Origin of the sequence: Streptomyces sp. NPDC093149 (genome assembly GCF_044754145.1) — a bacterium.
GTDB lineage: Bacteria > Actinomycetota > Actinomycetes > Streptomycetales > Streptomycetaceae > Streptomyces.
The window spans coordinates 52,513-65,117 of the sequence record NZ_JBIVON010000012.1 but is presented as its reverse complement, the minus strand read 5'-3'; the positions used below and the strand labels follow the sequence as shown (position 1 = coordinate 65,117).

The following is a 12,605-nucleotide window of genomic DNA, read 5'->3' as shown; positions in this document are numbered from 1 at the left end:
ACGGACCTTCCCCGCCCGTCGTCGGCCGGGTGCATCGCCCTACGTGGAGGGCAGCTCCTTCAACTGGATGTTGCGGAAGGACACATGGTCATCGGCACCGTGGTTCTGCAGGCCGATGTATCCGTTCTTCAGGCTCCGCACCGGATCGGTGTTGGTGAAGTCGTTGATCTTCACCCCGTTGAGGAAGACCTGGAGACGTTCGCCCCGGACCTTGATCTCGTAGCTGTTCCACTGGCCGGGCGGGCGCAGCGCCTGGTCGCGGGCCTTGATGTCCGCCGCCTTGAAGGTGTAGATCGAGCCCGTGGTGCGGTCGGGTGCGTCGGTGGCGTCGATCTGGACCTCGTAGCCGTTGTTCACCGCGGACCAGGGGTCGTCGGACTCCGGGAAGCCGACGAAGACACCGGAGTTGTCGTCGCCCTCCATCTTCCAGTCGAGCTTGAGCGAGTACGCCCCGAGCTCCTTGGCCTGGTAGGTGAGCAGACCCATGCCACCCACGGAGCGCAGTTCACCGTCGACGATGTCGAACTTGCCGGGACCGGCCTGCTTCCACCCTTCGAGCGTCTTGCCGTTGAAGATGGACCGGTAGCCGGTGTCGGGCTTGCAGTCGGCTTTCACCTGGCCGGCCGCGTACCGCATGCCGCCGAGCAGGAGCTGACGGAAGGCCGGTTCGGCGTACGACTCCTTGGTGTGGCCGAGTCCGGTGTAGAAGGAGCGGCCGCCCTGGTAGCTCTGGCACCAGGTGATCGGGTGATCGCCCTTCATGGTGCCGCCGGTGTAGGTCGTCTCGTCGAGTGTGGCGAGGACCTTGGCCTGACCGCGCGGGTTGGTGCGGTAGTTGTACCACTCGTCGGTGCGGTTCCACTCGTCGTCGAGGTGGGCGGTCGCCGGGTGCTTGTGGTCCTCGACGCGGACGGTGGCGGGCTGGATCGCGGGGTGCGAGGAGAAGTACGCGCCGACGAGTCCGCCGTAGAACTGCCAGTCGTACTCGGTGTCCGCCGCCGCGTGGACGCCCATGTAGCCGCCCCCGTTGGCCACGTAGTTCTCGAACGCCTTCTGCTGATCGGCGTCGAGCACGTCACCGGTCGTCGAGAGGAAGACGACGGCGTCGTACCGCGCCAGGTTCGCGGTGGTGAACTGGCGGGCCTCCTCCGTCGCGTCGACGGTGATGTCGCTGCCCTTGCCGAGTTCCTTCAGCGCGGCGATGCCGTCGGGGATCGCGTCATGGCGGAAGCCGGCCGTCTTCGAGAAGACCAGGACCCGCTTGGCGGTCTTGCCGGCGGTGCTGTGGGTGAGTTCGAAGTCGTCGACGTCGTACAGCGCTCCGTCGCCTCCCTTGAAGACGAGGAAGAGCTCGGTGGCCTTCTTGGGAACGTTCCGCAGCGGTACGTCGACGTCCTGGAAGTTCTCCCAGCCACCGGTCACCGGCACCGGGGTCGAGCCGAGGAGCGTACCGGTCACCGAGCCTGCCCGGACTTCCAGGAAGCCTCCGCTGCCACCGGACGCGATGCGGGCGGTGAGCTTGTTGGAGTCGCCGAGGATGTACGGCTTGAAGGAGATCCAGTCGTCGTTGTGGATGTCGCCGACGGTCTTTCCGCCGTTGGCGGTCGCCTTGTCGTAGACCTTGATCCCCGACGAGGCGCTGAAGTGCTCGGCCTGGCGGTGCCGCGGCTGGAGCTGGGCCTGGTCGTGACCGGACAGGGATGCCTGGCCGCCGCCTCCGCCGTCCGTGTAGGAGGCGTCGATGACCCCGAAGATGTTGGCGTTCGGGTCGTGGCCGCCGTCGACGGCGGTCTTGATCGTGCCGGTGCAGCCGTTGACGGTGGTGATGGGGTGGCCGTGGCTGTCGTGGCCGAGGACGAAGCGGACCTCGACCTTGGAGCAGTCGATCGTGCCGTCCTCGGGATCGGTGACGGTCACCTTGAACGGGATGTCGTCGCCGAAGCTGAACAGCTGCCCGTCACCGGGGAGTTTCAGCTCCACCTTCGGCGCCGTGTTGCCGACCGTGACATGGACACTCGCCGAGGCGGTCCGGCCGGTCGGGTCCTTGGCGGTGACGGTCGCCGTGTAGGTGCCGTTCTTCTTGTACGTGTAGGTGGGGTTGGCGGCGGTCGAGGTGCCGCCGTCACCGAAGTTCCAGGCGTACGTCAGGGGATCGCCGTCGGGGTCGACGGTGCCCTCCGAGGAGAAGTTCACCTTGAGCGGTGCCGTGCCGGAGGTCTTGTCGGACGATGCCACCGCGTTGGGAGAGCGCCCGCCGGTGGCGTTCTCGATGCGGTAGAGGGCGGAGTTCGCGTCGCCGCCGAACCAGCTGGTGCCGTAGTCGAGTACGTACAGCGCCCCGTCGGGTCCGAAGGCCATGTCCATCACCTGGGTCCCGGTCCACGGGACGGGGTTGATGGACCGGACGGTGCCGTCGGCGTCGTGCTTGATGGCCTTGATCCAGCGCCGGCCGAACTCTCCGGCGAAGAACTGCCCGTCGTAGGACTCGGGGAACTTCACGGGCGAGTCGAGGTCGGCGTCGTAGTGGTAGACGGGTCCGCCCATCGGGGACTCGGATCCGGTGCCGAACTCGGGTACGGATCCGCCGTCGTAAGGAATCCAGGCGGGCTGGGCGGGCGGGAGGTCGACGAGACCGGTGTTGTGCGGAGAGGTGTTCTTCGGCGCGGCGCAGTCGAAGGACGCGCCGGACGTCTTCGTCGCGAAGTCGTAGTCGACGTACGCGTCGTTGTTCCCGGTGCAGAACGGCCAGCCGAAGTTGCCCGGCTCGGTCACCCGGGCGAACTCGACCTGGCCCGACGGGCCCCGCTTGGGATCGGCCGCGCCCGCGTCGGGTCCGTAGTCGCCGACGTAGAGGATGCCGGTGGCCTTGTCGACGGAGAAGCGGAACGGGTTGCGGAAGCCCATCGCGTAGATCTCGGGGCGGGTCTTGTCCGTACCGGGTGCGAAGAGGTTCCCGTCGGGGATGGTGTACGAGCCGTCGTCGGCGACCTTGATCCGGAGGATCTTGCCGCGCAGGTCGTTGGTGTTGCCCGCGCTGCGCCGGGCGTCGAACGCCGGGTTGCGGTCGGGGCGCTGGTCGATCGGGGTGTAGCCGTCGGAGGCGAACGGGTTGGTGTCGTCACCGGTCGACAGGTACAGGTTGCCCTGGGCGTCGAAGTCGATGTCGCCGCCGACGTGGCAGCACATGCCGCGCGAGGTCGGGATGTCGAGGATCTTCTTCTCGCTGGCGTTGTCGAGAGTGCCGTCGTCCTTCAGGACGAAGCGCGACAGGCGGTTGACGCCGTCGAACTTGGCGAAGTCGGCGGCCGTGCCGTTCTCGGGGGCGTCTCCGGAGGGGGTGTCCAGCGGGGGCGCGTAGTAGAGGTAGATGGCCCGGTTCTTGCTGAAGTCGGGGTCGATCGCGACGCCCTGGAGCCCCTCCTCGTCGTGCGAGTACACGGGGACGGACCCCACCACGCGGGTGTTCCCGCCGCTGTCGGTGAGACGCAGCTCGCCGGTGCGCGAGGTGTGCAGCACGCTGCGGTCGGGAAGGACGGCGAGGGTCATGGGCTCACCGGTCTCGGCTGCCCCCTTGGCGAGGGTGACCTGCTGGAATTCCTCCGCCGCCGCGTCGGCGGCGGCCGGCGAGGACGGTCCCGTCGCGGCCGCTCCGGGCGAGGCGCCCAGCGCGAGGGTTGCCGCCGCGAGCAGGCCGCCGGTGAGCAGCGCGAGGGATTTGCGGGCGCGGAGCCGCGTTCGGTTCCTGCTTCTGGTTCTTGTTCTGTGCACGAGTGTCCTCCGGAGAGTGCCGGTTGTACGGGCGGGTGCTGCCGTGCCGTTCTGCGCGGGGACTGCCGCGCAGGTCATATGGGGCCGATGGGGCGCCTGTGACCCAGGTCATGTCATGTACACGTTGTGGACGGTAGACCTGTTCGTCCGGGACGGATAGCCCTTGCGCAACGGTCGTGTCGAACTTTTTCCTGCGCCAGGACAAAGTGGGGTGAGGGCAGGGCTGAGCGCGGGACGGCCGCGAGTTCCCGCTCCCGGCCCACCCCTCCCGAACCGGCGCTCGGCCGGATTCCGGCTCCTCCGACGACGGAGGAGCCGGTCCCGGGGGCGGCGCCCCCGGACGGACCCCTCAGTCCCCACCTCCGAACGCCGCGTCGAACGACGCCGACGGCGGCTCGAAGTCGTACCGCTTCAGCGTGGCAAGCGCTTCCGGCGCGCCCGCCAGCCGGTCCATCCCCGCGTCCTCCCACTCCACGGACACCGGCCCCTCGTACGCGATGGACCGGAGCATCCGGAAGACGTCCTCCCAGGGCACGTCGCCGTGTCCGGCGGAGACGAAGTCCCAGCCGCGCCTCGGGTCGCCCCACGGCAGGTGGGAACCGAGACGACCGTTCCGGCCGTCCAGGCGCCTGCGTGCCTCCTTGCAGTCCACGTGGTAGATCCGGTCCCGGAAGTCGTACAGGAAGTTGACCGGGTCGAGGTCCTGCCAGACGAAGTGGCTCGGGTCGAAGTTCAGCCCGAATGCCGCCCGGTGGCCGACGGCCTCCAGGGCGCGGTGCGTGGTCCAGTAGTCGTACGCGATCTCGCTCGGGTGGACCTCGTGGGCGAACCGCACGCCCTCCGCGTCGAAGACGTCCAGGATCGGGTTCCAGCGATCGGCGAAGTCCTCGTACCCGCGCTCGATCATGTGCGGCGGGACCGGCGGGAACATGGCGACCAGGTGCCAGATCGAGGATCCGGTGAATCCGATGACGGTGCGCACCCCGAAGGCGGCGGCCGCGCGGGCGGTGTTCTTGATCTCCTCGGCCGCCCGGCGACGTACCCCTTCGGGGTCGCCGTCGCCCCAGATCCGCGCGGGCAGGATCCCCTGGTGCCGCTCGTCGATCGGGTTGTCGCAGACGGCCTGGCCGACGAGGTGGTTGGAGATCGCCCAGCACTTCAGCCCGTACTTGTCGAGCAGCTGCCGCCGCCCGTCCAGGTAGCCGGGGTCGGACAGCGCCTTCTCGACCTCGAAGTGGTCGCCCCAGCAGGCGAGTTCGAGTCCGTCGTAGCCGAAGTCCCGGGCGAGCCGGCAGACCTCCTCCAGCGGCAGGTCGGCCCACTGACCGGTGAAGAGTGTGAAGGGACGGGGCATGCGCGGGACCTCCTAGAGGACTACGGGGGTGTGTACGGAGTTCTTCTCGGCGCTCTCCTCCACCGCTGCGAGCACCCGTTGCACCTGCAGGCCGTCGGCGAACGACGGTGCGGGGGCGGTCCCTTCGGCGATCGTCCGCACGAGGTCGCGGGCCTGGTGGACGAAGGTGTGCTCGTATCCGAGGGCGTGACCCGGCGGCCACCACGCCTCCAGGTAGGGGTGTTGGGGCTCGGTGACGAGGATGCGCCGGAATCCCGCCGTGGTGGCGGCCTCGGTCTGGTCGTGGAAGGACAGCTCGTTGAGCCGTTCCAGATCGAAGGCGAGCGAGCCGCGCTCCCCGTTGATCTCCAGCCGCAGCGCGTTCTTCCGTCCGGCCGCCATCCGGGTCGCCTCGAACGAGGCCAGCGCCCCGGACGCGAGCCGGCCGGTGAACAGCGCCGCGTCGTCGACGGTGACCGCACCCCGCGCGCCCGGGTCCGCGGCTCCGGAGAGCCCGGCCGAGGCCCCGGCGAGCACCGGCCGTTCACGCACGAACGTCTCGCTGACCGCGGACACCCCGACCAGCGGCTCCCCCGCCAGGAACTGGGCCAGGTCCACGATGTGCGCCCCCAGGTCGCCGAGCGCTCCCGAGCCCGCGTGTTCCCGCTTCAGCCGCCAGGTGAGCGGTGATTCGGGATCGACGAGCCAGTCCTGGAGATAGGTGGCGCGAACATGTCGCAGGGTGCCGATCCGGCCGTCGGCGATCAGCTGCCTGGCGTAGGTGATCGCGGGCACCCTGCGGTAGTTGAAGCCCACCATCGCGACCTGGCCGCGGACCGCCGCGCGCTCCGCGGCCTCGACCATGGCCTCGGCCTCGGCGACCGTGTTGGCGAGCGGCTTCTCGCACAGCACATGCTTGCCGGCCTCCAGGGCGGCGATGGCGATCTCGGCATGGCTGTCGCCGGGGGTGCAGATGTCGACGAGCTGTACGTCCTCCCGGTCGATCAGGGCCCGCCAGTCGGTCTCCGCGGCCGCCCAGCCATGGCGGGCCGCGGCCGCGTCGACCGCTGCCCGGTCACGGCCGCAGATCGCGGCGAGAGCCGGTTTCATGGGCAGTTCGAAGACGTGTCCCGCGGTGCGCCAGCCCTGTGAGTGGGCGGCGCCCATGAACGCGTATCCGACCATGCCGACTCCGAGCACCGGCACACTCGTCGTCGGCCGGTCCGTCGGCGGCGCTGCGGCCTCCTGATCCGTATCTTCCCTACGGGCCATCCGGGCTTCCTCCTCGTCGGTCGTTCGATGGGGGCGGCAGGAGGGTCAGCACCCTCCCGCGGGGCGGATCAGCTGAAGCCCGTCGGCAGGTACTGGTCGATGTTCTCCTTGGTGACCACGGCCGAGTAGAGCGTGAGATTGGTCGGGATCTCCAGCTCGGCCAGGCCGCCGAGCCCCTTGCCCTGTCCGAGGGCGCGGGCCAGGTCGATGGCGGACGCGGCCATCGTCGGCGGATAGAGAACGGTGGCCTTCAGCACACTGTTGTCGGCCTTGATGGCGTCCATCGCGGACTTGGCGCCGGCGCCGCCGACCATCAGGAACTCGTCGCGGCCCGCCTGCTGGATGGCGCGCAGCGCGCCCACACCCTGGTCGTCGTCGTGGTTCCACAGGGCATCGAACTTCTTCTGCGCCTGCAGCAGCTGGGCCATCTTGGCCTGGCCCGACTCGACGGTGAAGTCGGCGGCCTGACGTGCCACCAGTTTGACGTTGGGGTAGTTCTTCAACGCGTCGGCGAAGCCCTGGCTGCGCTGCTTGGTGAGCTCCAGGTTGTCGATGCCGGCCAGCTCGACGACCTTGGCGTCCGCCTTGTCCTTGAGCTGCTCGCCGATGTACGTACCGGCGTTGAGACCCATGCCGTAGTTGTCACCGCCGACCCAGCAGCGGTAGGCCTGCGGAGAGGCGAAGATCCGGTCCAGATTGATGACGGGGATGCCGGCCCGCATGGCCTCCAGGCCGACCTGGGTCAGCGCCTTGCCGTCGGCGGGAAGGATGACGAGGACGTCGACCTTCTTGTTGATGAGGGTCTTGACCTGGCCGATCTGGGCGGCGGTGTCATTGGAGCCCTCGGTGGTCTCCAGTGTCACCTCGGAGTACTTCGCCGCCCGTGACTTGGCGTTCTCGTTGATGGCGTTGAGCCAGCCGTGGTCGGCCTGCGGGCCGGCGAAGCCGATGGTGACGGGCTTGCCGGGCTTGTCGTCGGCGGCGGGGACGCTGCTCTGCGCGGTGTCCTTGGTCTTGGGTTCGTTGCTGGTGCAGGCGGTGAGCAGGGCGCCCGCGGAGACGGCCGCGGAGCCGAAGAGCAGTCGTCTGCGGCTGGTTTCTGGCATGGCTGTCAAACCCTTCATCCGATACGTGACGTGTCACAGGTGGCGTTCGGGGCGGGGGGGGTGGGTGGGGCGGAGTGACGGAGCCGACGGGGGCGGGGCGGGGCGCGGGCCCGTCCGGGCCTGATCCGCCGGGTCTCAGGTCTCCCCGTGCGCGGAGGTGCGGCGCTGGACGAGGACGGCGGCGACGATGATCGCGCCCTTGGCGATCTGCTGCACATCGCTCTGCAGATTGTTGAGCGCGAAGATGTTGGTGATGGTGGTGAAGACGAGGACGCCGAGTACGGAGCCGACGATCGTGCCGCGCCCACCGCTGAGCAGGGTCCCGCCGATGATCGCGGCGGCGATGGCATCGAGCTCGTACAGATTGCCGTTGGTGTTCTGCCCCGAGCCGGACAGGATGATCAGCATGAACGCCGCGATGCCGCAGCACAGCCCGGAGAGCAGATAGAGGTAGAGCCGCTGCCGTCGTACGTCGATGCCGGCCAGCCTGGCCGCTTCCGCGTTGCCGCCGACCGCGACCGTACGCCGTCCGAAGGTCGTGCGGTTCAGCACCAGCCAGCCGATGACGGTCACCGCGGCGAACATCATGACCAGGGGCGGGATGCCGAGGACATAGGAGTCGGGCAGACCCAGGTCCAGTACGGACTGGACCGTGACGATCTGGGTCTTGCCGTCGGTGATCTGGAGGGCGAGCCCCCGGGCCGAGGCGAGCATCGCCAGCGTCGCGATGAACGGCACCATCCGGCCGTACGCGATGAGCAGTCCGTTCACCAGTCCGGCACCGAGTCCGACGATCACCGCGGTGAACAGGATTCCGGCGAAACCGTACTCCTGGGTGGCGAGCGTGGTCGCCCAGACGGAGGCGAGCGCGACCATCGCACCCACCGACAGGTCGATGCCGCCGCTGGTGATGACGAAGGTCATGCCGACGGTGACGACGCCGATGACGGACGACTGCGTGAGGATCAGCTGGAGGTTCCCGGTGTCCAGGAAGGCGTCGGGCTCGGTGATTCCACCGACCACGATCAGTGCGGCGAGGACGCCCAGGAGCGAGAGGTTGCGGACGTCCGCGCGCAGGCCGAAGGCGCGCGGAGGTCCGTCCTTGCTCCGTGGTCCGGCGACCGGGGCGGGGGCGGCTCCCTCGTCCGGCCCGCCCTGCTGCGTCGAGGAGACGGGCTGCGTCATGACGTCGGGCTCCCTTCCATCACTAGGTCGAGTACGCGGTGCTCGTCGAGCTCCCGGGCATCCGCCGCGTGCACGACGCGGCCCTCGCGGAGCACCAGCACCCGGTCGGCGAGGCCCAGCACCTCGGGCACCTCGCTGGAGACGAGCAGGACGGCGAGGCCTTCGTCGGCCAGCCGTCGGATCACGGCGTAGAGCTCGGCGCGGGCGCCGACATCGACACCGCGGGTCGGTTCGTCGAGCAGCAGGACCCGACAGCCCCGCAGCAGCCAGCGCGCCAGGACGGCCTTCTGCTGGTTGCCGCCGGAGAGCGTCCGGACGGGGGTGTCCGGGTTGTCGGGCCGCAATGAGAGTTCGCGGGTGGCGGCGCGCGCCGCCCGGCGCTCGGCCCCGCGGTCCATCCAACCGGCGCGGGAGAAGCGCGACATCGTGGACACGGAGACGTTACGGGTGACGGATTCGAGCATCAGCAGGGCTTGCGCCTTGCGTTCCTCGGGGGCGAGTCCGATCCCGGCGGCGACGGCCGCGCGTACGCTGCCGGGCCTGAGCGGTGTGCCGGCCACGGTGACATGTCCGGCGCTCGGCCTGCGGGCGCCGTAGACCGTCTCCAGGATCTCGGAGCGCCCCGATCCGACGAGGCCGGCCAGGCCGACGATCTCGCCGGGCCGAAGCTCCAGGTCCACCGGGTCGAATTCCCCCTTCCTGGTCAGCCCCACGACTTTCAGTACCGGCTCCGTCGCCGTCGCTGCCGCGCCGTCCGTGGTGCGCGGCGGGAAGACGTACTCGACATTGCGGCCGGTCATCATCGCAACGATGTCGCGCGTGGGCGTGGACTTGGCGGGCAGCCCCACGGCGACGGCGCGGCCGTCCTTGAGCACGGTCACCCGGTCGCCGATCCTGCGGATCTCCTCCAGGCGGTGCGAGATGTACACGACGGCCACCCCGTCGGCCGTGAGGGAGGTGACGATGCGGAAGAGGTTGTCGACCTCGTCGGGGTCGAGTGCGGCGGACGGCTCGTCCATCACGATGAGCCGGACGTCGTGGGAGAGCGCCCGCGCCATGGAGACGATCTGCTGCTGTGCGGCGGACAGCTCACCGACGGCCCTGGAGGGGTCGATCTCCGGATGACCGAGACGTCTCAGCAGCGCGGCCGCCGCCGTGCGGCCCTCCCGGGTGCGGACGACGAAGCGGGCGGTGGTGGGTTCATGGCCGAGGAAGACGTTCTCGGCGACCGACAGCCCCTCGACCAGGTCGAGTTCCTGGTAGATGGTGGCGATGCCCAGGCGCATCGCGGCCATGGGCGACTTGAGCACGGCCGGTGCGCCGTGCCAGGTGATCTCGCCGCCGTCGGGCTGGTGGGCCCCGGCGAGCACCTTGATGAGAGTGGACTTGCCGGCGCCGTTCTGCCCGAGGAGACAGTGGACTTCGCCGGCCTGGACCTCCAGGTCCACGCCGTCGAGGGCGCGCACTCCGGGGAACGATTTGGTGATGCCGGACATGGTGAGCAGGGGTGGTTCTGGTGCCATGACGAATCCCCTCGGCGAGTGCGGTCTCCCCTGTTCGAGCGCAGCCGAGAGCTCGGGGAGGGCCGGTGAGTGGGCAGGGCGGTACCAGGTGCGGTGGTGCGGGTGTTGTCGGTGTGCGGATGCTTGCCCGGGGGCGCTGGTGTGCGTGCTTCCGGTGTGCGAGTGCGTGCTGCCTGAGTGTGCGAGTGCGTGCTTGCCGGGTGTGGTGGTGGGGTTGCCCAGGTGCTGCCGGCCCGGAGTCAGGCCGGTGAGAACAGGTGGTCGCTGATGAGCCGGGCGGCGCCGATCACTCCGGCGGCCGGTCCCAACTCGCCCAGAACGATGGGGAGATTGCCGGTGGCCAGCGGCAACGACTGCCGGTAGACCTGGGTCCGGACGCTGGCGAGGAGCGTGTGCCCGAGGCCGGTGACACCTCCGCCGATCACGACCAGGCCGGGATTGAAGAAGCTGACGAGTCCCGCGATGACCTGACCGACCCGGTTGCCGCCCTCGCGGATCAGGTCGAGCGAGGTGGCGTCACCGGCCGCCGCGGCGGCTGCCACATCGGCGGCGGTGAGCTTTCCGGACGCCTCCAGCCGGCCCGCGAGTTCCGCCGACTGCCCGGCACGCGCCGCGTCCTCGGCGTCACGGGCGAGCGCGGCACCGCTGAAATGGGCTTCCAGGCAGCCCCGGTTGCCGCACGCGCAGGCGCGTCCTTCGGGTTCGACCTGGATGTGGCCGATGTCCCCGGCGCTGCCCGTCGTACCGCGGTGGACCTCGCCGCTCACGACGATGCCGCAGCCGATGCCCGTGCCGATCTTGACGCAGAGGAAGTCGCCCACGGAACGTGCGACGCCCGCGTGCTGCTCCCCCATCGCCATCAGGTTCACATCGTTGTCGACCATGACGGGGCAGCCCAGTTCCTGGCTGAGCGCCTCGCGGACCGGGAAGCCGTCCCAGCCGGGCATGATCGGTGGCGCGACCGGTACGCCTTCGGGGAAGCGGACCGGGCCGGGCACGCCGATGCCCGCGCCGTCGAAGCCCTCGGCGAGCCCGGAGGCCCGGAGCTTGGCGGCCATGGCCAGCACCTGCTCGAAGACGGCGACGGGGCCTTCACGCACGTCCATGGGGTGGTTGAGGTGACCCAGGACCTCCAACTCGGCGTTGGTGACGGCCACATCGACGGATGTGGCACCGATGTCGACGCCGAGGAAGCGCAGTTGCGGGGCGAGCCGGATGTTGTGCGAGCGACGCCCGCCGCGGGATGCGGCGAGTCCGTCGGCCACGACGAGTCCGGTCTCCAGCAGCCGGTCGACCTCGACGGCGAGCTTGGAGCGGGAGAGATCCACCTGATCCCCCAGCTGTGCCCGTGAGTTGGGCCCGCCGTCGCGCAACAGCCGGAGCAGTCGCGCCTGATGCGCATTCGCGGGTCGTGCCGTCATACGTCTCACGCGCCTCTCCCCGCCACATCGGCCTGTCCGTCGGGCTTTCGAGGGGAACGTAGCAGCGGTTGCCGGGAGTGGGAAGAAGTTGCGCAGGAATCCGCTACAACTTTCTCCACACCGAGGACAAAGCCGTTCGACCGAATCACGCGCCCGCTGCCGATGCGGCCTCCCGACCGGTGGCGCGTGCGGGTCGGGGGTCAGCGCTGCCGGTAGGGGCCGTCCAGGGCCGCCCACTGGAGCAGCATGATGGTCTTGGCATCGGCGATGGCACCGCTGCGGACCATGGAGAGGGCCTCGTCGAAGGGGAGTTCCACGGTTTCGATGTCCTCGCCCTCGGCCGCGACCCCGTGTCCGTACCCGTCGGCGGTGTCGGCCGTCGAACGGTAGGGGGCGGCGAAGAAGTGCAGGCGTTCGGTGACCGAGCCGGGGCTCATATAGACGTCGAAGACCCGCTGGGGGGCGCCCACGACATGTCCGGTCTCCTCGGCCGCCTCCCTGCGGATGGCCTCCTCGGGACTGTCGCCGTCGAGCAGCCCGGCGGGGGTCTCGATCAGCATCCCGTCCCGGTGCCCGTTCACGTAGGCGGGCAGGCGGAACTGACGGGTCAGCACAACGGTGCGGCGATCGGGTTCGTAGAGCAGGATCGTGGCGCCGTCGCCCCGGTCGTAGGTCTCGCGCTGTTCGGTGCTCCAGTGGCCGTCGCTGTGCTGATAGTCGAAGGTCGTTCTGCGCAGGACGTACCAGTCGCAGGACAGCACCTCCACGTCCCTGATGCGCACCCGCGGATTGCCGGCCAGATCGCGGCCGTGCCGGTCCAGGCCGGTGCGCCCGCGGCGGTCCGGGGTGTCCACGCCCGCGGTCACCGTGCGGCCGGGACGTCGTCGATGGCGGTGTGGGCGTCCAGGCCCCGGGCCCGCGCGACCATCCGGTCCGCGCAGTGCGAGGGGTCGGCGACCGGAATGATCAGCGGTCGTGGAACAGCGGTCATGAGCTG

9 protein-coding genes are annotated in these 12,605 nt (G+C 69.7%); all 9 read right to left on the bottom strand.

What is annotated here, in order from left to right:
- Positions 1-39: 39 nt before the first annotated feature.
- Entirely contained in the window at positions 40-3,768 is a 3,729-nt protein-coding gene (locus tag ACIQCZ_RS30495) for a ThuA domain-containing protein (RefSeq protein ID WP_402286841.1), read from the bottom strand.
- 349 nt (positions 3,769-4,117) lie between these two features.
- Complete coding sequence (locus ACIQCZ_RS30490) at positions 4,118-5,122, bottom strand: sugar phosphate isomerase/epimerase family protein (RefSeq protein WP_402286838.1); 1,005 nt, start codon at positions 5,120-5,122, stop codon at positions 4,118-4,120.
- Positions 5,123-5,134: 12 nt separating this feature from the next.
- Positions 5,135-6,373, bottom strand: a complete 1,239-nt coding sequence (locus ACIQCZ_RS30485) for a Gfo/Idh/MocA family protein (RefSeq protein ID WP_402286835.1) — start codon at positions 6,371-6,373, stop codon at positions 5,135-5,137.
- Between the two features lie 68 nt (positions 6,374-6,441).
- Positions 6,442-7,479, bottom strand: coding sequence for a substrate-binding domain-containing protein (locus ACIQCZ_RS30480; RefSeq protein WP_402286832.1), 1,038 nt, complete (start codon positions 7,477-7,479; stop codon positions 6,442-6,444).
- A gap of 135 nt (positions 7,480-7,614) precedes the next feature.
- Positions 7,615-8,664: an ABC transporter permease gene (locus ACIQCZ_RS30475; RefSeq protein ID WP_402286831.1), complete on the bottom strand. Its 1,050-nt coding sequence runs from the start codon at positions 8,662-8,664 to the stop codon at positions 7,615-7,617.
- On the bottom strand, positions 8,661-10,187 hold the full coding sequence (locus ACIQCZ_RS30470) for a sugar ABC transporter ATP-binding protein (protein WP_402286828.1): 1,527 nt from the start codon (positions 10,185-10,187) through the stop codon (positions 8,661-8,663). Before ACIQCZ_RS30470 ends, ACIQCZ_RS30475 begins: the two co-directional genes overlap by 4 nt.
- Before the next feature lie 239 nt (positions 10,188-10,426).
- On the bottom strand, positions 10,427-11,608 hold the full coding sequence (locus tag ACIQCZ_RS30465) for an ROK family transcriptional regulator (protein ID WP_351083038.1): 1,182 nt from the start codon (positions 11,606-11,608) through the stop codon (positions 10,427-10,429).
- A 200-nt stretch (positions 11,609-11,808) separates the two neighbouring features.
- A complete protein-coding gene (locus tag ACIQCZ_RS30460) occupies positions 11,809-12,474 on the bottom strand; it encodes an NUDIX domain-containing protein (protein WP_402286825.1) in 666 nt (221 codons plus the stop codon).
- Positions 12,471-12,599: a hypothetical protein gene (locus ACIQCZ_RS30455; RefSeq protein WP_402286823.1), complete on the bottom strand. Its 129-nt coding sequence runs from the start codon at positions 12,597-12,599 to the stop codon at positions 12,471-12,473. The genes ACIQCZ_RS30460 and ACIQCZ_RS30455 overlap by 4 nt, the downstream gene beginning before the upstream one ends.
- Between the last annotated feature and the right edge of the window lie 6 nt (positions 12,600-12,605).

What these genes read in the sequence shown, in the direction of transcription:
- ACIQCZ_RS30485 (WP_402286835.1), bottom strand. Translation starts at nt 6,373, where the DNA reads ATGGCCCGTAGGGAAGATACGGATCAGGAGGCCGCAGCGCCGCCGACG.
- ACIQCZ_RS30470 (WP_402286828.1), bottom strand. Translation starts at nt 10,187, where the DNA reads ATGGCACCAGAACCACCCCTGCTCACCATGTCCGGCATCACCAAATCG.
- ACIQCZ_RS30480 (WP_402286832.1), bottom strand. Translation starts at nt 7,479, where the DNA reads ATGCCAGAAACCAGCCGCAGACGACTGCTCTTCGGCTCCGCGGCCGTC.
- ACIQCZ_RS30490 (WP_402286838.1), bottom strand. Translation starts at nt 5,122, where the DNA reads ATGCCCCGTCCCTTCACACTCTTCACCGGTCAGTGGGCCGACCTGCCG.
- ACIQCZ_RS30465 (WP_351083038.1), bottom strand. Translation starts at nt 11,608, where the DNA reads ATGACGGCACGACCCGCGAATGCGCATCAGGCGCGACTGCTCCGGCTG.
- ACIQCZ_RS30475 (WP_402286831.1), bottom strand. Translation starts at nt 8,664, where the DNA reads ATGACGCAGCCCGTCTCCTCGACGCAGCAGGGCGGGCCGGACGAGGGA.
- ACIQCZ_RS30455 (WP_402286823.1), bottom strand. Translation starts at nt 12,599, where the DNA reads ATGACCGCTGTTCCACGACCGCTGATCATTCCGGTCGCCGACCCCTCG.